Source organism: Streptomyces sp. NPDC047028 (assembly GCF_040644095.1).
GTDB lineage: Bacteria > Actinomycetota > Actinomycetes > Streptomycetales > Streptomycetaceae > Streptomyces.
This window is the reverse complement of sequence record NZ_JBEYVS010000042.1, coordinates 40802-62047: the sequence shown is the minus strand read 5'-3', so window position 1 is coordinate 62047 and position 21246 is coordinate 40802. Positions and strand designations below refer to the sequence as shown.

The following is a 21246-nucleotide window of genomic DNA, read 5'->3' as shown; positions in this document are numbered from 1 at the left end:
AGGAGCTCGTGCGCAGCATCCGCAAGAACGCCAAGCGTGCCGAGGACGCGGCCCGCGACGTCGACAACGCCGAACTCGACCCGCGCTTCGTGGAGACCCGGCCTCCTTCCGCAGCCGGTTGTGGGCTCCTTCCACGAGCCGAAGTGCTCGGGCAGGTCCATCCACGGACTCAGCCGTGTGCGAGCCGGTTGAGAGGGGATGGCAAGGCTCGGACGTGGTCGGGTGAGAGGTGCAGCTCATATGGCAGGCAGCAGTCGGAGCAGAGGGTCGCGACCAGTGTGCCGCAGGCGCAGACCTGGTTCAGTCCCCCATCGGGAGTCGCCCCGCAGCATGCAGCGGAGGCGTGCCGCGTTGTCAACGCGTGGCAGTCATCCGGGTTCATGACGATATTGCCTCGTGGCCCCTGCGAGACCAGTGGTTGCCCGTCGATGTTGTAGTGAGTTCCGTGGCGTGGCATCACCGGGCCGGGTGCTGCGGCAACGACGAGAGGCGGCCCGTACGGTTCCGTCTCGATCGCGTAGCAGCCGGACGGCACAGTGGCCGGCGACGGCCCCATTTCCTCCGCCTCCCACCAGGCGTAGTCGGGAGCCTCGGGCACCGCTGGCAGACGCTTCAGCGGCCCCGTCAGCACAGCGCCGCAGGCAGCGCACGCAAACACGGTCATGTCCGGTGCGGTCCGCTCGACCATGGTGGAGTCAGACACGGCGGCCTGCTCACTGCCCAGCTGGACACTGGCCCCATCCTGATCACGCTGATCTTCCATGGAGGAACCGTACTGAAACACGCTGATTGCCTGGCAGCCGCCTCCGCCGGAATCAGACGACGATCTACCGCGCGGACTCACGCCCGCGACCAGCACGAGCACCCGAGCAACGAGCACACCAGCCCTTTGACCTGCGAATTCAAGTTGGTGGAGGCTCAGTTGAATCCACCCTGCGAGCAGCGATCGGAGTGCAGCATCCACCCGAGGAAGAGGAGATCGATGGGCTTGATGGCCCGACTCGAGAGGTACCTGCTTCAGGACTTTCCTCTGATTCACCTGGTGATCGGTGGCTTCGGCAACACGACATTCCTGGTCGGCAGCGTGTTCTTCTCTTCCCCGGCCTGGAACGGATGGCCTTGTGGATGTTCGTGGTGGGCTTGCTGGGCATGTCCGTGGGCACGGTCGGTGAGGTTTTCGTCCGCCACCAGCGCAAGAAGCACTCGTCAAGTCCTGCGGCGGAGACGGCCGGGCGAGACGTGTGATCTCGGGTGCTGCTTCATCGCCCGGAGCTTGGAGAACTCAGTGCCCCGCAGCCAACCGCGGGCGGAGGATACGGCGGCTTGAAGGCCGTTTCGGCCTCGGCGCGAGTGAGACGGTCGATGACTCGAATCCATGCTGGCGGTTGGCATCGTTGCGCGGCATGCCTGCGCCGGGGTGCCGCCGGACGAGCCAGGTAGGCGCTTATGGAAGAGACCGGCTGCCCGCGACTGCTTTGATGCCGACCGGTACCTCGATACCGGCCTGCTCGGCGATGACGGCGTGTACCACTCCCCTGCCCCATCCATTCCTTCTGTATGTGCCCGTCGGACACCCGGAAGGACGTGGTCATGATCTTTTGGGGCCGGCGGCCGGAAGGCCGGGCCCCCGACCATGAGTGTGGCCGGGACCGGCCCACGACCGGAAAGCGGGGCGGCCCGGCGCGTGCCCGGGACCGCCCCGCCGAAGCGAGCCGCGGCTCAGCTGTGGTTGTAGGTGACCGAGAAGCTCTCCCCGCCGCTCAGCGAGGAGGTGGTGGCCTTGGTCGTGCTGCCCGACGCCATGTTGATCCTGTCGGGCGAGTAATTGCCGATCGCCTGGCCGTTGGCGGTGGCGTTGGTGAAACTCGCGGTGCCAAAGTTCGACAGCGGGAGCACGCCGGAAGAGCTGGACGGCGCCTCGGCTATCACCTCGGCGGATGCGTTGGACAGGCCGCTCTGTGTCTTGGTCGTTGTCTTCGTCCACCCCTTGGTGGTGTCCGTGAGGGTGAGCGTGTACTTGGTGCCGCTGCGGGTGATCGTGGAGTTGAAGTGGTCACCGGCGCTGACCGAGTTCCTGTAGTTGACGGGGTACGCGGGGTACATCTCGTACCAGGACGAGTAGACCGCCCTGCCACTGGAGCAGTCCGCTTCGGTGCCCGTCTGCTCCACGGAGTTGCTGCCGTCGCCGTCGATGCCGATCCAGAACGACGAGTACGTGGTCGATCTGGTGCAGCTGACCGCCGGCTGCACCCAGCTGGCGGAGACGCTGGTGAACGTGGTGCCGGTCGCGGCGTACCCGGCCCAGTTGGAGCTGGTGCTGTTCCTGACGCCACCGACCAAGTGGTGGCTGCTGATGTGACCGCTGACCGGGCTCATGAGCAGCGCCGGCGCGGCGACGGCGGCTGCGGGGGAGGTCGCCAGCGCGGACAGGACGGCGCCGGCTACGGCTGTGGCTGCGGCAAGGCGGATCGTGGCAGACATGCTGCTCCTTCTCGCGGGACTCGCGGTGCAGACGTAGCTGGCGGCCACCAGTGAGGGGAAACGTGCGCCCGTGATTGTCAGTGTGCAGACAATGCGTGCGGTTGCCACCCGCCTTGCGGGCTTTCATAGCAAAGGCCCTGCCAAGTAGCGGCCGCATAAGGCATGTTGACGGCCAATCCGCCCAGCCGACGGGCCAGAAGGCCGATCACGCCCCGTCGTACACCGCCGGCCTTTGGGCCGAGTCCGCAGGGATCCGCGGGCGCCGGAGCGGCATGAGGATGAGGCAACCGGCCTCTTCCCTCTTCCCTGTAGTTGACAGGGAAGACGCTGAACGGCGGATGGACTCGGGGCCGCCGGCGAGGCGGTTAGCGTCGTCGATCCCGCATCGGAAGACGACCCACAACTCAGATCCTTCAGTGATGGGTTGGGGGCGGTGCGGGGTGTCTCCCGCCGTTCGTCCGGCGTCGGTGGAGGATGCCCTTGGGATCGAGAGTCAATGACGTCGCCACCAACACCATCCGTCGGATACACCCACCGAGACCTGGCACGCGCTTGCGACGGTGTGCATCACCCCCGTCGGCGCATGGGGACCTGTCACCATCGCCTCTCGCGGTCGCCTACCAACGCCGCCGAACCGCACCGTCGCCAGGCGAGAGGCCCTGACGCCGGTGGTGGGGCTGATGGTGGGCGAGTTCGTCGGCGCGGCGGGATGCCCGGGCTCGAGCCGTGCCTCGTCCGCGTTCGGCGATCAGCTGGTGGCGCCGGGTCGTGCGGTCAGACCCAGGCGGGCGCCGGCTGCTCGCACCGCCACCATCCGGTTGCCCGTGCCGTCTTCGCGATGACGGGCGACAGGTGGTAGTTGCGGACGGTGCCCTGGGACGGCGGATGGCTTCGGGCATGGCCAGCAGCATTGCGGGAGGCCAAGTGGAACGCACAACGGGCCAACTATCACGCTCAAGGGCCACGGAGTTCGGCGCGCACCGCGTCGAGAACCTGGGCGCGGATGCGGGTGGTGCGACCGCCCGGACGGCGGTCCGACGTCGTGTCCGGTGGGTCTGTCATCGGCGATGAGTATCCGGTTGATCATGGCGGCAGGGCTGTGCCAGCTTCTTCACGCAACAGTTGTCGCTCTAGGTCCGCTAGAGAGGAACCGCCTCCGCGATGCAGCCCGTGCCCGCTGACCCCACCGTGCTTCACCCGATGCCTGAGCACCCGCGCGTGGTTCTGCTCAAGCCGTTGGTGACTTCGCCGTTGATCGAGGTCGGTGACTTCTCCTACTACGACGATCCGGACGACCCGACCGCGTTCGAGACGCGCAACGTTCTCTACCACTACGGTCCCGAGCGGCTTGTCATCGGCAAGTACTGCGCGTTGGGGACGGGCACCCGGTTCATCATGAACGGCGCCAACCATCGCATGGACGGTCCTTCCACTTTCCCGTTCCCCACCATGGGGGGCTCCTGGGCGGAGCACTTCGACCTGATCACCGGCCTGCCCGGCCGGGGCGACACGGTAGTCGGCAATGACGTGTGGTTCGGGCACGGTGCCACGGTCATGCCCGGTGTGCAGATCGGCCACGGAGCGATCATCGCCGCCGGCGCCGTGGTCACCGGAGACGTCCCCGACTACGGCATCGTCGGCGGCAACCCGGCCCGGCTCATCCGCACCCGCTACGACGCTGCGGACATCACCCGGCTCCTCGCCGTGGCGTGGTGGGACTGGCCCGTGCAGTCCATCACCAGGCATGTACGGACGATCATGTCGGGGACCGTCGCCGACCTGGAGGAGGTCGCCGGGCAGATCGAGCAGGCCTGACACCGCGTCCTCGCCACACCTCCCACATCCTCACCCGTCCTGCGCCAGAAACGAGTGGTCACCCATGTCCCGTCGCCGCGCCCACATCGCGATGGTCGGCGTCCCCATCGTCAGCCATGTCCTGCCCAGCCTCGCGCTCATCCGTGAGCTGGTGACCCGCGGGCACCGGGTCACCTACGCCAACGACCCGTTCGTCGCCGACCGGATCGGGTCCGTCGGCGCGGAGCTGGTCCCCTGCACCTCCACGTTGCCCTTCGCGGACAACAACTGGCCCGCCGATCCCATCGCCGCGGCCGGCCTCTTCCTCGACGACGCCGTCCAGGCGCTCCCGCAACTGCGAGCCGCCTACGACGACGATCCGGCCGACCTGTACCTCTACGACATCGGCGCCTACGCCGCGCGCGCCCTCGCCGAAGCGCAGGGCCGTACCCTCGTGCAGCTGTCCCCGACGTTCGTCGGCTGGGACGGCTACCAGGAGGAAGTCGCGGCGCATCTGCGGAAGCTGCCGGGCGCCGACGCCTACCAGGACAGGTTCGCACGGTGGCTCGCCGGCTGCGGTGCGACCACCACGGACGTAGACGCCTTCTCCGGGCCGCCCGCCCGGGCCCTCGCCCTGATCCCGAGAGCGATGCAGCCGCACGCCGATCGAGTCGACACCGACACGGTGACCTTCGTAGGCCCCTGCTTCGACACCCGAGCGGACACGGAAGGGTGGACCCGCCCGGCGGCCGCGGACAACGTGCTGCTGATCTCGCTCGGGTCGGCGTACACGCGGCAGCCGGCGTTCTACCGCCAGTGCATCGCGGCCTTCGGCGACCTGCCCGGCTGGCACGTCGTACTCCAGATCGGCAAGTACACCGACCCCGAGGAACTCGGCACCATCCCGCCCAACGTCGAAGTGCACTCCTGGGTCCCGCAGCCGGCGATCCTGGAACAGGCCGACGCCTTCGTCACCCACGCCGGCATGGGCAGCTGCGGCGAAGGGCTCCTCGCCGGCGTTCCCATGATTGCCGTGCCGCAGGGAGCCGAGCAGTTCATGAACGCCGACCGGCTCGTGGAACTCGGCGTCGCCCGCCGTGTGGACACCGCTGACGCCACCGTCGAGACGCTTCGCACGGCGCTGAACGAGCTGCTCACGGATCCGGAACGCGTCGGCCGGTCCCAGCAGTTGCAGACCGCCGCCCAGGCCGAGGGCGGCACCTCGCACGCTGCCGACCTCATTGAGAACATGCTGTCCGCCGCCGAGGGCTCCGCGCTCTGAGCGCTGCCGCTTCCCTTCCCCGGCCGGCGCCGTCCTCAGCCGAGGACGGCGCCTGCAGGACACGCACGGGGAGATCACCGCCGAGGGCGGGACGGTCGGGCAGCGACTCAGTTCGCTGAAGATGGCCGGGGGCACGTCCACGATGCGTCCAGGCTCGGCCCCTCAGACGTCCTACAGGTCCGGCGGCAGGCCGAACTCGGTAGGCGGCGGGCGGCCTCACTCGTGATGGCCGGCTGCTCGACCGGCGGTCGGATGAGTTGTCCGGAGTCCGGTCAGGCCGACCACCCCGGGGAGCAGGGACGCAGCGGCACCGCGCGGCATCCCTGGCGGTCGTCCTCGGCGAGCACCCCGCGCGCACTCAAAATGATCACGGGGTCAATAGTCAGGCCGAAGGTCCAGCGGGCTGTCGCGCCTGTCGGGACCGTCCGACCACCCATGGCCGGCCCGCGGACTCACCCGCGCTCAAGGGCCGCGAAGCCCCTTCGACAGGCCACGGCTTCGGGGGCCACATCGCACCGTTACCGAGGAAGTACCACCCGGAGACAGGATGTAAAGCGCTCCCGCCACGGACCATGCGGCAGGCGTACCGCGGACGGTTGCCGTGCCGATCCCACACCGGAGTTGGTACTGATCGGCATGAGGTCCTAGAGTCGATACATGGTTGGCCCAGGCAACCTTTGCAGGCGTGCGGCGGCCACCCCACGCGGAGCAGGTCCGGCGTGACCGATGTCACGAAGTATCCGGCTCCCGCCCCCCACATGCACAACGAACACACCCGCGCGCACCCACGTGTACGGGCTCAGGAGGATCACACATGCCGAATGCCGCCCCCCACTTCCGCAGCCATGTGGAGCACATCCTCGACGCCCTGCGGGCACACCCCGACCGTGAGGCGTTGGTGTACGGCGATCACCGGGTCACCGCGGGGCAGTTGCGTGCCTTGGCGCTCCGGATGGCGCGAGCCATGCAGGCGCAGGGGGTCGAGCGCGGCCAGACGGTCACACTGCTCAGCGGCAACCTGCCGGAGTCTGTGGCCACGCGGTATGCGGCCAATCTGATCGGCGCCCGGGTCAACCACCTGTACAGCAGGCTCGCCTGCGACGTGCAGGCCGCGATCGTGCGTGATGTGGAGACCAGGGCACTCGTCGTCGACCCGCGGATGACCGACCGGGCCGCCGAGATCACCGAGTCCGTGCCGGTCAAGTCGGTGCTGGTACTTGGCCCGACCGAAACGGGCGAGGATCTGTTGGCGCTCGCCGCGCACCAGTCCGAAGAGTCCTTCGTGAGCCAGGCGCAGCCCGACGACATTTGCGCCATCCGGCACACCGGCGGCACCACCGGCCATCCGAAGGGCATATGCACCACCTACCGGCAGGTGCAGGCGCAGCGTGCCGCGCGCCCGCTCGGCAACGACGCGGCCTCCACACGCCGCCAGCTCGTCGCCACCACCATCGCCCACGCGGCCGGGATGCTCACCGACGCTGTGCTGGAGTCGGGCGGCGCCGTGGTCATGCTCGACGACTTCGAGGCGGGGCAGGTGCTCGGGACCATCGAGCGTGAGCGCATCACCCACCTGTGGCTGCTGCCGCCCCTCCTCTACCAACTGCTCGACCATCCCCGCATGGACCACACCGACACGTCGACGCTGCGCCAGGTGCTCTACGGCGGCTGTCAGGCATCCCCCGCACGCCTCTCCGACGCCGTGGGCCGCCTCGGTCCCGTGCTGACGCAGGGATACGGGCAGAACGAGGCAGGACTCATCAGCATCCTCACCCCGGACGACCACGCTCGCCCCGAGCGGCTGCGTAGCGCGGGCAGGATCCTGGACGGGGTCGAGGTCGAAATCCGGGACGATGCCGGGAATGCGCTTCCCGACGGCGAACACGGCGAGATCGTCGTGCGTTCCGCCATGGTCATGCAGGGCTACTGGAAGCAACCGCAGCTCACCGCCCAGGTCCTTCAGAACGGCTGGCTGCACACCGGCGACATCGGGTTCCGGGGCAGCGACAGCTACCTGACCGTCGTGGACCGCCTCAAGGACATGATCGTCGTCGTCGGCGGCCATGTGTACACGACCGAACTGGAGGATCTGCTCAACAGCCACCCACAGGTCCGGCAGAGCGCTGTCTACGGCGTCCGCGACGAGGACCGCATGGAGCGCGTCCACGCCGCCGTACTGCTCGTCCCCGGCGCCGAGACCAGTGCCGACGAGCTCCGCGCCTATGTGCGCGCCGAACGCGGCTCCATGTACGAGCCGGCCCGCATCACCTTCCCCGCCGAGCTGCCTCTCACCGACGTGGGCAAGCCGGACAAGAAGGAGCTGCGCCGACGCGCCATGGCCCACGCCTGATCATGCTCGCCGCGGAGGGCAGGGATGCGAGCCCAACCCGCCGGTGACTGGTGCCGTGGCTCCAAGTCTCTCGCGGCCAGGCGGCTCGCCCGGCGTGCGGGTCTGATACACGAATTTCCGTTCACCGGCCGGCCGTTGTTCTTCTGCCGGCGTTTGACCGCGTACTGCGTCCTGCCGGAGAGCTTGTCGTCCTCCGCCTCCGCTCCACGGTGAAGCCGGTGGAGCCGAGTTCGGCGAGGTTCTGTTCCAGCATGCGCACGTCGTCTCGGACATGCCGGGCTCGAACTCACGCCAGGCGGGCAGCACGCCACGCATCAGGAACACGGGTTTGTTCCGGACCGTGTAGAGACGCCTGTTCTGCGTGAGGACCGTGTTCGCCGCCTACACCCGGGAGACGATGCCGGTCAGGTAGTTCTTGACCGGGCGGGGCCGTCGTCGCACCGGCTCGGGCGCCTTGTCCATCCACAGCCGCCCGGCCCGTGCCGCCGCACCACGGGCCGGCCTCCTCCTGGGCGCGGGCGTTGACGTCCGTCCTGGCCGCCGGGACCTCCACCGATCATCGGCCCAAGCGGGTCGATGATCCGGTCGGCCGCCGACCCGGACACCCCGAACAGTGGGGCGAGCTGCCACATGGTCAGGTTCCTGCGCCAGTACGCCGCGACCAGCAGAGCCCGGTCCTCCAGCGGAAGGCTCCACCGCCGGCCCCTGCGGACCCGCGTCCGCACCCTCGCGCCGCAGACCGTCACCAGCTTCCCGAACGTGCTCGCGCTGAGAGCCCGGTGAACGGGAGTATCCAGATGCCTCAGGGTTGAACTCGTCAAGCTGCGGCAGCGAGTTCGATGGGGAAGGCGGTGCGTTCGTCGAACAGCTTGCGGTTCTGGAGGCAGTGGTATAGCTGTCCGATCATGCGGTTGAAGAGGTTGCGGTGGTACGTGGTACGCGTCTACGCCCCTTGAGGGACCCGCGGGAGAGCTGGCCGGCCGGCGCCATGCCGGGCGATGCACCGGAGGAATCCGGTCCTGCACGCTCACCGAGTACCAGCGCATGCGCGCCTACCTGGTCGAACGCGACCTCCTCGGCTGACGCCGCCCATTCCGTGGCCGCGGCACGTCGTACGGCTGCGACGCCGAAAGGCTGCGGCGAGCACTACCGGCACAACGAGGAAGAACCGATGAGCATCGTCCTGACCACCGCGTGTCCCACGACCGTGACGGTCTGCACCGTGCATGTGTGGACGGCGCGAGGACGTCAAGTATTTCGCCGGTCGTCCGTCAGGTTGGATGCGTGATCGCTCACGCTGCTCGTAAAGGCAGCTATAGGCATGAAAACGGAGAAACCGCAGGTATTAGGGGGAATCAGGTCTGGTTCGGGCAAGGTGTGCCGGTTGCCCGGGTTGGCCGAAGCGGTCGGTGGGGTGGAGCCTCGGCTTTCGGCAAGGCAGGCTGAGCGCATGAAAGCGCTCTTGTGTTCGCCCTCGATACCGGGCCCGGGCGGTCACAACCGGGTCCTGTTCACGCTGATGCAGTGTGTGCCCTTTCTGATCGCGCTGGCCGTGCTGGTCATCGAACTCACGCCTGCACACTTCATCTACACCGGGCCCTTCCTCACCGCGGTGCCGGCGCTGGCGGCGGTGACGCTGGGGCCCGTGGGTACCACTGTGGCGGCGAGTCTGGCGGTGACGATCAGTGCGACGACCGCGACCTACAACGAGGCATGGGGCACGCTGCAGGTCTACAGCAACTTCCTGGCTCTGGGTCTGGTCACCGTCGCCGGTTTCGTCACCAGCCGCGCCATGCAAGAGCGCAGACAGAGGGAGCTGGACCAGGTCCGGCGCATCGCCGTGGCGGCTCAGGACGTGGTACTGCGGCCCGTGCCCGCATGTCTGGGGCCGCTGCGGGTCGGCAGTCTGTGCCTCGCGGCCGGAACCGGGGCGCGGGTGGGCGGTGACCTGTACGAGGCGGTGCAGACGCGGTACGGCGTCCGGATGATCGTCGGGGACGTCCGGGGCAAGGGGCTGACCGCGGTGCGAGCCGTCGCCGTGATCCTGGGCGCGTTCCGGGAAGCCGTGCACTACGAGGACGATCTGGTCGAGGTCATGAACCGGTGCGCGGCCGCGCTGCGCCGGGAACTCACCGTGCCCGGTGCCTATGGTCAGGAGACTCTGCTGGAGGGGTTCACCACGGCGCTCATCGCGCAGGTGTCGGACGAACCCGGGGTGCGACTGGTCAATCGCGGTCATCCCCCGCCGCTCCTCCTGCACGGGGGGAAGGCCGCGCTACTCGACGCGGGCTCGCCGTCGCCGCCTCTCGGGCTCGAAGACCTCGTCACCGATCTTCCGGAGAAGGCTGAGAGCCATCCGTTCGACCCCGGTGACCGTCTGCTCCTCTATACGGACGGGGTGATCGAGGCCCGCGATGCCGACGGTGCGTTCTTCGCGCTGCCGGAGGCCATGGAGGGGATAGGTGCCGGCCCCGGCCCGGCGGAATCTCTGGAGCGACTGCACCAGGCGCTGCGCCGTCACACCGGCGGGGATCTGGCGGACGACGTGGCGATGCTCCTGGCCGACCGGTTCGGCCGCCCGGCGGAGCGGCCTTCCGGTGGGGCAGTCACGGGGTGACCGCCGCCTCGCGGGAGGACAGGTCGACCACGCTGCCGGTCGTCCTGGCGCGTTCGGCCGCCCACACCACTCGGTGTGTCGCCAGGCTCTGGCCCGCATCCGAGTGGACCAGTGAGGCGTCGCCGGTGGCCACGGCGGCCAGGAAGGCCTCGGTGAGCGCCTCGTCGCCGCCTCCGTGCCCGTCCGCCGCGGAGGGGCCGTCCTCCGTCAGGGTGTCGACGACCTCCTCCGTACCGGTCCGGAAGTCGACCAGCCGCAGGGTGCGGCCGTCCCCGTCCACGAAGCCGTGCGTGCCCATCAGGCGGGTCCGGCGGTGTTCCATCGGGGTGAAGGCGCTCATCGTGAACGAGCAGGTCGCGCCGTCCGCGAACTCCATGGTCACCACCTGGTGGTCCACGACGTCGTTGTCGCACTCGTACACGCACCGCCCGTAGGGCCCGCTGTCCAGCGCGGCGAGGACGCCCTCCTCGGTGTGCTGCTCGGTGACGGCCGACAGCGGCCAGAACTCCCGCTCCGGGTCGCCGAGGCAGTCCAGGTAGAGCCGCTTGGCGGAGTACGGGCAGGTCGGCTCCAGCGGGCACCGGGTGCAGCGCGACGCCGCCCCGGCGGGCCGCTGGTCGGCCCGGAAGTGCGTCAGGCTGCCGAATGAGCTGACGCTCCGCGGCAGCCGCCCGAAGAGGTGGACCAGCCAGTCGATGTCGTGGCACGCCTTCGTCAGCAGCATCGGGGCGGAGGTGTCCTGGCGCCGCCAGTGCCCGCGGACGAAGGAGTGGGCGTGGTGCCACCAGCCCACCGGCTCCAGGTGCTGCACACTGACCAGCCGGCCGATCCGGTCCTCCGCGAGCAGCCGCTTGATCGCCCTGGTGTAGGGCGTGTAGCGCAGCACGTGGCAGACGGCGAGCAGAATGCCGTTGCGGTCGGCGGCCTCGGCTATCGCGGCGGCCTCCGTCTCGCTGGTGGCCATCGGCTTCTCCACGAGCAGGTGGTAGCCGAGGTCGGCCAGTAGCACCGCCGGGTCGGTGTGCTGCTGGTCCTGGGTCGCGATGATCGCGGCGTCCGCGAGGCGGCCGGCCGCCGCCAACTGGGTCCAGTCGGCGAACACCCGGTCCTCCGGGATGCCGAATTCGGCCGCGGCCGCCACGCGCCGGGACGGGTCGGGCTCGGCCACCGCGACCACCTGGCCGGTCCCTGCGGCCACGGCGTGGCGGGCGTACGACTGTCCGCGCAGCCCGGCGCCGACGAGAGCTAGAGTCACCCGAGGCATGGCATTCCTTCCGGAAATAACACAGGAGTCCCTCATTATTAGCGGCAACGTAGCCAAGCTCAAGGGGGAGCGGTGACCGAAGACCTGAGCGGGGGCGACCTTTCCCGCCTCCGGCAGCTCAACTCGCTCGCGGTGATCAACGCGCTGCGCGGCGAACCCGCCCTGACGCTCACCGAGCTGGCGAAACGGACCGGGCTCTCCCGCGCCTCCACCGAGGACGTGGTGCGCGAGCTGCTCGGACGCGGCTGGGTGGCCGAGGCTCCCGCCGCCGCCGGCACGGTGGGCAGGCCGGCCCGCCGCTACCGCTTCCGGGCCGACGCCGGACGGGTACTGGGCGTCGACATCGGCGGCCACAAGGTGCTCGCCCTGGTCGCCGACCTGGACGGCACGGTGCTGCACAGCGTCCGGGTGGCCGTCACCCCGCGACTGGGGCGCCGCCAGCGGCTCGCCGCCGTGGACCGGGCGGTCCGCGAGGCACTGGCCGGCGCCGGGCTCGCCGCCGGCGAGGTGTGGGCGGTCGGCGCCGCCACCACCGGCCTGGTGGACGCCACCGGGAAGGTGATGCTCTCCGAGGCGCTTCCGGAATGGACCGGGGTGGACGTCGCCGCACACCTCGGACGGCTGGTGCCCGCACCGGTGCTGGTGGAGAACGACAGCAAGCTGGCGGCGCTGGCCGAGTCCTGGTGCGGGGTGGCCCGCTACGCCAAGGACGTGGTGGTGCTGCTTGCCGGGCTCCGGACCGGCACCGGCCTGATCATCGACGGCAAGCTGCACCGCGGCTTCGGCAACGCGGCCGGGGAGATCGGGGCACTGCCGGCCTCCGGGTGGATCAGGGCCCAGGAGCATCTGCAGTCCTGGCCGCCGGCGGCCGCCGGGGCAGGTGCGGGCGCTGGCGTGGACGCCGGGGTCGGCGCGGACTCCGGTGCCGGGCCGCGGGCCGGGGGCGGTACCGGTGCCGGGGGTCGTTCCGGGGTCGGGGACAACGGTGTCGTCGGTGGCGCGGAGGCCGGGGACAACGGCGGCGCGGCGGGCGGGGACAACGGTGTCGCCGACGGCGCGGAGGGCGGGGGGCCGGGCGGGGACGCCGGTGCGGCCGCCGGGCTCCCGGCCGGGCTTCCGAACCGGCCGCAGGGCGCCGACCAGGGTGTTGGCCAAGGTGACGACCAGGGCGGAGGACGTGGCCGGGCTCGCCGTGGGGACCGTACCGCCCCGCCTGTCGAGGATGTCGACGCGGCCGTCGAGGAGGTCTTCCGGGCAGCCCGGGCGGGTGACCGCCGGGCCGCCGCCGTGGTGCGGCGCTACGTCCGCGACCTGGCGGTGGGCGCCGCGGCCCTGGTGCTCACCCTCGACCCCGAACTGGTCGTGGTGGGCGGGGGCTTCTCCCGCTCGGCCGACCTGATCGTGGAGCCGCTCCGCCGGGAGCTGGACCGGTGGTGCATCCGCACCCCCGAGGTGCGGGTCTCCGAGTTCGGCGACGAGGGGGTGGCCCTAGGGGCGTTGCGCCTGGCGCTGGACCACATCGACCGTGGGCTGCGCGAAGGGGATGGGATCGCCGCCGCGGAGCACTTCCCGCGCAGCCGTCCCAGAAGTTCGTAACCGTCGCGTGTCTTGACTTAATTTGCCTGGACTCCATCATATCTCTCAGCTTGACGGTCCCGGGTGCCCAGCGTGCCCGGGAGCCGTCCTGAGACGTGGGCGCCGGCGACCGGCGCCCCGTACACCGGGAGGACCAGGATGCGGAAGTCGACGCGGTTGGGTGCGGTTCTGCTCGGGGTGGTCCTGACCGCCTCGGCGTGCTCGAGCGGCGGAGGCAACTCGGCCTCCACAAGCGGCGGCAAGGTCACGCTGTCGTACGGCGTCTGGGACGCCACCCAGAAGAAGGCCATGGACCAGTTGGCCGCCGCCTTCACCAGAACACACCCGAACATCCATGTGAACGTCCAGGTCACCCCGTGGGCCGACTACTGGACGAAACTCAAGGCAGCCGCCACCGGCGGCGCGGCCCCCGACGTCTTCTGGATGAACGGGCCCAACTTCCAGCTGTACGCGTCCAACGGCGTGATCCGCCCGCTGGACGCCCAGATCGCCAAGGACAAGGTCAGCCTGGCGAACTACCCCAAGCAGCTGGTGGACCTCTACAGCTACCAGGGCCACCACTACGGCCTGCCCAAGGACTTCGACACCATCGGCGTCTGGTACAACAAGACGCTCTTCGACCAGAAGAAGATCCCGTACCCCAAGGACGGCTGGACCTGGGCGGACTTCCAGCGGGACGCGGCGAAGCTGACCGACCGCTCCAAGGGGATCTACGGCGCCGACGCCGAGCTGACCAGCTTCCAGGAGTACCAGTACAACACCATCGCCCAGGCCGGCGGGTACGTCATCTCCAAGGACGGCAAGAAGTCCGGCTACGACAACCCCAAGACCATCAAAGGCCTGCGCTTCTGGACCGACCTGATCAAGAAGAAGCAGTCCCCGGACCTCAAGACGATGACGGACACCACTCCGCTCCAGCTCTTCGAGGCCGGCAAGATCGCCATGTACTGGGGCGGTTCGTGGGACGCCGCCGAGTTCGGCGGCAACGCCTACACCAAGTCCCGGGTGGACGTCGCCGCGCTGCCCAAGGGCGAGAAGAAGGCCACCGTCATCCACGGTGTGGCCAACGTGGTCTCCTCCAAGACCAGCCACGCCGACCAGGCATGGCAGTTCGTCCGCTTCCTCGGCTCCGAGCAGGCCGCCGACATCCTCGGCAAGAACGGGCCCATCCCGGCCTACAACAACACCCAGGCCAACTGGGTCAAGGCGCACCCGCAGTTCAACCTCCAGGCCTTCCTGGACGAGGTCCCCTACGGCGTCCCCTACCCGGTGTCCAAGAACACCGCGGCCTGGAACGAGGACGAGCTGACGTACCTCACCAAGGCGTGGAACGGCGACGAGTCGCTCGACAAGGCCGCCGCCGGCCTCGCGGCGGCGATGAACGCCAAGCTCGCCAAGGAGTGACATGATCACCACCACCGACCCGGGGGCCGTCCCGCACGCCGAGCACGGTGGCACGGCCTCCGGCCCGGGCGGGGCGGGCCGGCGCCCGGTACCAGCACCCCGCCCCCGCCTGCGCCGGGACCGCGTCACCGAGGCCCTGTGGGGCTACGCCTTCATCGCCCCGACCGGGCTCGGACTCGTGGTCTTCTACCTCTGGCCGGTCGTGCAGACCGCGTACTTCTCGTTCACCGCCTGGGGTCCGTTCGGCGGCCACACCTGGACCGGACTCGCGAACTACTCGCGGCTGCTGCACGACTCGGAGTTCGGCCGGGCGATGCTCAACACCCTGCTCTACACCGGGCTCGGGCTGCTCTCCATCCCGCTCGCCGTCGTCTTCGCGGCGCTGCTGAACCGGGAGGGCATGCGCGGCACCGGCTTCTACCGCACGCTGTTCTTCCTCCCGGTGGTCACCATGCCGGTGGCCGTCGCGATGGTCTGGCGGTGGCTCTACAACGGGAACTACGGCCTGATCAACTACCTGCTGTCGCTGATCGGCGTGCACGGGCCCAACTGGGTCTCCGACCCCCGGGTCGCGATGTACGCACTGGTCGTCGTCGGCATCTGGAGCAGCCTGGGCTACAACCTGATCATCTTCCTGGCGGGGATGCAGGCCATCCCCAAGGAGTACTACGAGGCCGCCTCGGTGGACGGCGCCGGACCCGTCCGGCAGTTCTTCCGGATCACCATCCCGCTGCTGTCGCCCACCGCGTTCTTCGTCTCGGTGATCTCGGTGATCGGCTCGCTGCAACTGTTCGACCTGGTCTACATCATGGCCGGCTCCGGGACGGGCGCCCGCTCCAACCCCGCGTTCCCCCGGCTGGAGACCGTCGTCTCGCTCTTCTACGACCGCGCCTTCGTCACCAACGACCGCGGCTACGCGGCGGCCATCGTGATGGTGCTGCTCCTGCTGATCATCGCGCTGACCGCGCTCCAGTTCCGGCTCCAGAAGAGGTGGGTCCACTATGCGTGAGGGCTCCCCCGGCTCCCCCAGTTCCCCCGGCTCCCCCAGTTCCCCCGGCTCCCCCAGTTCCCCCGGCTCCCTCCGCTCTCCCCGCCGCGCCCGCGGGCGCTCGTCCAACCGTGTCGTGCATGGCGTGCTGATCGCGTCCTCGCTGGCGATGGTCGCCCCGTTCGTCTGGCAGATCATCACCTCGCTGCAGACCCTCACCAGCGTCACGCACATCCCGCCGGACCCGCTGCCGGAGGGGCAGTGGGACAACTACCACCAGGTCTTCGGGCTGCTGCCGTTCGGCCACCAGTTCCTCAACACGGTGCTGATGGCGCTCGGCCGCACCCTCGGCCAGGTGCTGCTGTGCCCGATGGCCGCGTACGCCTTCGCCCGGCTGCGCTTCCCCGGCCGCAAGGTGCTGTTCGGGCTGTTCCTGTCGGTGCTGATGGTGCCGCCGCAGCTGTTCATCATCCCGCAGTACCAGATCATGGCCGACCTGGGCTGGCTGAACACCCTCCAGGCGCTCGTCCTGCCCGGCATGTTCAGCGCGTTCGGGGTCTTCCTGCTCCGGCAGTTCTTCCTCGGGCTGCCCCGCGAACTGGAGGAGGCCGCCCGGCTGGACGGCGCCGGACCCTGGCGGGTCTACTGGTCGATCATGCTGCCGCTGGCCCGGCCGGGCCTGGTGGCGCTCGCCGTGCTGGTGCTCCTCTGGTCGTGGAACGACCTGTTCTGGCCGCTGGTGGTCAACACCGCGCCCGACAAGATGACGCTCTCGGCCGGACTGGCCTCCCTTCAGGGCCAGTTCCAGACCAACTACCCCGTGCTGATGGCCGGTTCGCTGCTCGCCTCGCTCCCCGTCATCGCCGTCTTCGTCTTCCTTCAGCGGCAGTTCATCCAGGGCATCGCCCAGAGCGGCGTCAAGGGCTGACCCCACCCGCCCCGCCGGCCGTCGCCGCACATCCCCCGACGTGCCGGGCTCTTCGACGGCCCGGCACCGCACCACCCGCAGTACCCGCACCACCGCACGTCCCCACATCCCCGCCCGAAAGGGGCTCCACGTGCCTCCCCTGCACGCATCACCACGCAACCCGTTCAGCAGACCCGCCCCGCGCGCCCGCCTCGTGGGCGCGGCGGCGGCCCTGCTCTCCCTGGTGGCCACCGCGCTCGGCATGTCCGCCGTCCCGGCCGCCGCCAACACCGCCGGTACCCAGCACCTCGGGGTGCCCGCCTATTTCTCCCCCGGACAGACCCAGTACTGGAACGAGATCAACGCGGCCAGTCCCGGCAACCTCATCATCGCCAACCCGTCCAACGGCCCCGGCACCGCCTTCGACTCCAGCTACGCGTCGGCCATCCAGGCCGCCGCGAACGCCGGCCAGAAGGTCATCGGCTACGTGGACACCGGCTATTTCGGCGTCAACGGCAACACCACCCGCAGCGGCTCCACCAGTTCCAGCGCCTGGACCTCGCAGATCGAGGCCGACGTGTCGAGCTGGTACTCGTACTACGGCAGCTACGGCCTGTCGGGCATCTTCTTCGACGACGCCCTCAACGACTGCGGCACCAACAACGCCCACGTCAACCTGTACTCCACGATCAACAGCTACGTGAAGAACGCCCACCCGAGCGCCACCACGGTGGACAACCCCGGCGTGGGCGCCGACCAGTGCTACGCCTCGGCCGCCGACGTCCTCGTCACCTTCGAGGGCAGCTACTCCAGCTACCTCTCCTACTCGCCGCCGTCGTGGGAGCAGTCGTACTCCAACCCGAACAAGTTCCTGCACCTGGTGTACTCCACCGGCAGCCAGTCGCAGATGGAGAACGCGATAGCGCTCAGCAAGCAGCGCAACGCGGGCTACGTGTACGTGACGAACGACATCTACAACAACCCGAGCACCGACAACCCCTGGGACACGCTGCCCACCGGCAGCTACTGGACCGACGAGCTGGCCAAGGCGGCGGCCGGCGGCGGAGGCGGCGGTGGGGGCGGCTGCACCACGGTGGCCGGCTCCGGCGGCATCACCAACTACTCGGCCTGCGTGAGCGGCAGCAACGTCGTCTACAAGGCCACCTTCAGCAGCTCGCAGAGCTTCTACCACGTGTTCATCAACAGCGACAACAACGCCTCGACCGGCTACCAGCTCCCGTCGGGCTCCGCGACCCCGCTGGGCGCCGACTACATGATCGAGAACAACACGCTCTGGAAGAGCAACAGCAGCGGCTGGGGCTGGGATTTGCAGAGCACCAGCCCGAACCAGTCGGCGAACGGTCTGACGTTCACCTGGACCATTCCGCTCTCCGCCCTCGGCAGCTCGGCCTCCACCCAGCAGGCCGAGTTCAACGGCGGCACCACCTACAGCACGGCCGTCACCTACACGCACTGACGCCGGGCCCGATCCGGGGCGCCGTCCCTCCCCCTGGGGGCGGCGCCCCTCCGGCGTTTCCGGCGTCCGGCCGACGGGCTCCTGCACGGTGAATGGTGAGCCCCCCTGCATTTCCCGCCGGCACTGAGTTACGCAGCCTGCCGCCCCTCGTGTATGAACAGCAGTGAAAATAGGCATGTTCAGTGCAGTCGTGGGGACTTCTGCCGCACATTCGGTATATCGTGAGCAGCAATTCAGGGCTGACCGGTAGGATGATTACAATGCGTGATCAGGATGCGTTTGTGGGGCGTGAGCCGGAGGTCGCTCACCTGCAAACCTGTGCCCGGGAAGCCCGAGACGGACACCCCTGGGTGGTGACGATCGAGGGGGAAGCCGGCGTCGGCAAGACCACGCTGGTGCGGAACTGGTTGTGCGGGTTGGATGCAGACCGTTTTACGATTATGCGGGCCCAGTCGGACCTGTCCGAGCAGGACATTCCCTTCGGAGTTGTTCAGCAGCTTATCTCATCCATTTCCGCGGATATTCTGGAGGATTTTCCTCTGCTCAAGGAGCCCACCCCGGCGACGGCTCCGCCGTACCAGGTGGGCCAGCAATTGCTGGAAATGGTGAGTGTTCTCCAGGCCGCCGGCCCCCTTGTCGTGGTCATCGAGGACCTGCACTGGGTGGACGCGGCTTCCCTTCAGGCGTGGGGATTCGTTCTGCGCCGCATCGAAGTGGACTGTCTGCTGACCGTGCTCACCATGCGCCCGCCCGGCACCGAGCCCACTTCGTACTCCGAAGACCGGCTGCAGCGGATCATCAAGAGCGGCCCCAACCACTCTCGGCTGGCCCTGCGTGGACTGGACGCCACGCAGGTCGCCGAACTCGTCGAGCAGGTCAGCGGGCGCCGTGTCCAACGCGCTGTCGCGGACCGACTGCACCAGCACACCGGTGGAAATCCCCTGTATGTACGCACTGTTGTGGCGGAGATGTCCGAGACCGAACTGACGGGATATGCCGGCGCAGCCCTTCCCGTGCCCCCTTCCTTCGCCGCGGCGGTCCGGTCGCAACTCCATGCGCTCCCGGAGCCATCCCGGTTGCTGGTTCAGGCAGCAGCCATCCTTGAGACCTCCGCTCCCCTCCTGCTGGTGGGCCGGATCGCGCAGGTGGAGACCTCCGACATCGGACCCGCCCTGGAAAGCGGACTACTGCGCTGGCGCCCCAACGCCCCCTCACAGCCGGTCGAGATCCCGCACGCCCTCAAAAGGCATGCGGTGATCGAGGCGACATCACCGGAGGAACTCTGGAAACTCCATACCGCGGCCGCGCGTCTGCTCGACAGAAGATCAGCCTGGAGTCACCGAGTCGCAGCCGCCGAGACAACCGATTCAGCTCTGGCCGCGGAACTGGCTGCGGCCGCTGAGGAGGAATATGCGGCCGGGGCGGCCCATCGAGCCGCGACGCTCCTCTTGTGGGCGTCGGATCTCGAGGAATCCCCTGCCGGCCGCGAGCGCTATGTCATTGACGCGGCGGCGCGTCTGGAGATGTCCCTGCAACACCATCTGGCGACTTCCCTCATGCCGCGCGTTCGAGCATGCGCACCGTCCGCACGGCGTAGCCTGGCGCTCGGACTGGATGCGCTGTTGCGCGGGCCGCTCGCTGAGGCGGACGCCCACCTCGCGGAGGCGGTCGCGCTCAGTGTCGTAGAGCAGGACATGTGGGCCAGGTTGGGTGCGCGGACCGCGCACAGTCCTGTGCACTACCTGCTGGGACGACCCGAGGAGGGTGCCGAAGCCGCGCGAGAGGTCGTGGCCCATGCCCCCGACGTGGCCATCGCGCGGGCACACCTGAGTGTGAGTCTGGCGCTCAGCCATGGCCCGAAGGCAGGGCTGCGGGAAATCGAGGGTGTTGTCCCTCCAGTCCTCCTGACCGCGGAGCCGGGCCGTCCTGTTCACGGCTTCTTCTACACCTTCCGCGGCCTCTTCGATCTGCAGGCGGGCGCGCTCAGGGCGGCCATCGAGGACAGTCGCACCGCCTTGGCGTTCGCTCGTTCCGGAGAATCCGTCTTCCCTGACACCGCCTATGTGGTGATGGCCCTGGCGCATTACCTGCTGGGTGACTGGGACAGTGCGCTCATCCACGTGGAACGTGGCCTGGACGTCACCATGAGCGACGAAGGGCAGGTCTTCGTGTACCCCGTGGAGTACGCGGTCGCCACGTGGCTGGCCGCCGGGCGCGGTGAGTGGGCCAAGGCGCAGGAGAGTCTGCGGGCCGGGGAAAAGTGGGCTCTCTTCGTGGGAGGTGAACAGGGGCCCACGTTCTGTGCGATCAGTCGCGCCGTCCTCGCCCAGGCGCGAGGTGACCACCATGAAATGCTCGCCTCTGTCAGGTCTTTGACGCAATCGTCGAAGGGCTGGCCCCGCTACACGGAATCGTTCTGGCTTCCTCTGTACGCCGAAGCGAGCATTCATGCCGCTTCACCTGACGAGGCGGAGGACGCCCTTACCCGCCTGCGGGCCGCCTCCCAGGAGGATGCCAGCCTCCGCACCGCGGTGTACTGGCTCACCGGTCTCTTCGCCGAGAAGAGAGGCGACCTCACCCTCGCGCGCTCCACCTACGAGCAAGGACTCGACTCGGGTCCGCCTCCTGATGAAATCCCCCTCCACCGGGCCATGCTGGACCACGCTTACGGCAGATGCCTGATCGCCCAGAACTCGATGGTGGACCCGGGGCCGTGGCTCGACCGTGCCCGGGCCCGGCTCGAAGGCCTGCAGGCGGCACCCTTCCTCGAACGATGTGCTCGCGATCTCCCCGCGGCTTCGAGCAGCCAGCAGCCGGACAAGGAGATCATTCAGGTGACGCTGACCCAACGGGAGCGTGACATCGCCCTGCTCGTCGCCCGCGGGCTCACCAACAGGGAGATCGCGGGCGAACTCTTCGTGAGCTCGAAGACGGTCGAGTACCACCTCGGCCACGTCTACGCCAAGCTCGGCCTGGCCAACCGCAGACAGCTGCGGGATCACGTGCACAGGACGCAGACGCCTGTGGTTCCACCCGCGCCGGGCGGCAGCCCTCCCACCTGATCGCTGAGCTTTTGAGAATCACTG

14 protein-coding genes and 2 pseudogenes are annotated in these 21246 nt (G+C 68.9%); 10 read left to right on the top strand and 6 right to left on the bottom strand.

Annotated features, from left to right (window positions below; genetic code table 11):
• Positions 1-169: 169 nt before the first annotated feature.
• The 4 genes and pseudogenes from ABZ854_RS29980 to ABZ854_RS29965 all read right to left on the bottom strand — a co-directional run.
• Positions 170-763: a hypothetical protein gene (locus ABZ854_RS29980; protein ID WP_361216871.1), complete on the bottom strand. Its 594-nt coding sequence runs from the start codon at positions 761-763 to the stop codon at positions 170-172.
• A gap of 272 nt (positions 764-1035) precedes the next feature.
• Positions 1036-1203: a hypothetical protein gene (locus ABZ854_RS29975; protein WP_361216868.1), complete on the bottom strand. Its 168-nt coding sequence runs from the start codon at positions 1201-1203 to the stop codon at positions 1036-1038.
• Between the two features lie 516 nt (positions 1204-1719).
• Complete coding sequence (locus ABZ854_RS29970) at positions 1720-2481, bottom strand: G1 family glutamic endopeptidase (RefSeq protein WP_361216865.1); 762 nt, start codon at positions 2479-2481, stop codon at positions 1720-1722.
• A 966-nt stretch (positions 2482-3447) separates the two neighbouring features.
• Positions 3448-3543, bottom strand: a pseudogene (locus ABZ854_RS29965) (TetR family transcriptional regulator); the annotation flags it as partial.
• A gap of 99 nt (positions 3544-3642) precedes the next feature.
• Between ABZ854_RS29965 and ABZ854_RS29960 the strand changes: the two are divergent.
• The 3 genes from ABZ854_RS29960 to ABZ854_RS29950 all read left to right on the top strand — a co-directional run bounded on the left by ABZ854_RS29960 (position 3643) and on the right by ABZ854_RS29950 (position 7907).
• Positions 3643-4296: a CatB-related O-acetyltransferase gene (locus ABZ854_RS29960; RefSeq protein ID WP_361216862.1), complete on the top strand. Its 654-nt coding sequence runs from the start codon at positions 3643-3645 to the stop codon at positions 4294-4296.
• A 64-nt stretch (positions 4297-4360) separates the two neighbouring features.
• Positions 4361-5557, top strand: a complete 1197-nt coding sequence (locus ABZ854_RS29955) for a macrolide family glycosyltransferase (protein ID WP_361216859.1) — start codon at positions 4361-4363, stop codon at positions 5555-5557.
• Between the two features lie 814 nt (positions 5558-6371).
• A complete protein-coding gene (locus ABZ854_RS29950; RefSeq protein WP_361216856.1) occupies positions 6372-7907 on the top strand; it encodes an AMP-binding protein in 1536 nt (511 codons plus the stop codon).
• A 554-nt stretch (positions 7908-8461) separates the two neighbouring features.
• On the opposite strand, the pseudogene ABZ854_RS29945 reads toward ABZ854_RS29950, so the two are convergent.
• A pseudogene (locus ABZ854_RS29945) lies at positions 8462-8706 on the bottom strand (transposase family protein); the annotation flags it as partial.
• A 585-nt stretch (positions 8707-9291) separates the two neighbouring features.
• On the opposite strand from ABZ854_RS29945, the gene ABZ854_RS29940 reads away from it, so the two are divergent.
• Positions 9292-10524, top strand: a complete 1233-nt coding sequence (locus tag ABZ854_RS29940) for a PP2C family protein-serine/threonine phosphatase (protein WP_361216853.1) — start codon at positions 9292-9294, stop codon at positions 10522-10524.
• Here ABZ854_RS29940 and ABZ854_RS29935 read toward each other — a convergent pair.
• Positions 10514-11788: a Gfo/Idh/MocA family oxidoreductase gene (locus tag ABZ854_RS29935; protein ID WP_361216850.1), complete on the bottom strand. Its 1275-nt coding sequence runs from the start codon at positions 11786-11788 to the stop codon at positions 10514-10516. The genes ABZ854_RS29940 and ABZ854_RS29935 overlap by 11 nt on opposite strands.
• 72 nt (positions 11789-11860) lie before the next feature.
• Here ABZ854_RS29935 and ABZ854_RS29930 point away from each other — a divergent pair, with 72 nt between their 5' ends.
• From ABZ854_RS29930 to ABZ854_RS29905, 6 genes are all read left to right on the top strand, one after another.
• Positions 11861-13384, top strand: a complete 1524-nt coding sequence (locus tag ABZ854_RS29930) for an ROK family transcriptional regulator (protein ID WP_361216848.1) — start codon at positions 11861-11863, stop codon at positions 13382-13384.
• Positions 13385-13522: 138 nt separating this feature from the next.
• On the top strand, positions 13523-14788 hold the full coding sequence (locus ABZ854_RS29925; RefSeq protein ID WP_361216845.1) for an extracellular solute-binding protein: 1266 nt from the start codon (positions 13523-13525) through the stop codon (positions 14786-14788).
• 1 nt (position 14789) lies between these two features.
• On the top strand, positions 14790-15797 hold the full coding sequence (locus ABZ854_RS29920) for a sugar ABC transporter permease (RefSeq protein WP_361216842.1): 1008 nt from the start codon (positions 14790-14792) through the stop codon (positions 15795-15797).
• 124 nt (positions 15798-15921) lie between these two features.
• A complete protein-coding gene (locus tag ABZ854_RS29915; protein ID WP_361216839.1) occupies positions 15922-16704 on the top strand; it encodes a carbohydrate ABC transporter permease in 783 nt (260 codons plus the stop codon).
• A gap of 130 nt (positions 16705-16834) precedes the next feature.
• On the top strand, positions 16835-18160 hold the full coding sequence (locus ABZ854_RS29910; protein WP_361216836.1) for a spherulation-specific family 4 protein: 1326 nt from the start codon (positions 16835-16837) through the stop codon (positions 18158-18160).
• Positions 18161-18420: 260 nt separating this feature from the next.
• A complete protein-coding gene (locus ABZ854_RS29905) occupies positions 18421-21222 on the top strand; it encodes an AAA family ATPase (RefSeq protein WP_361216834.1) in 2802 nt (933 codons plus the stop codon).
• Positions 21223-21246: the final 24 nt, after the last annotated feature.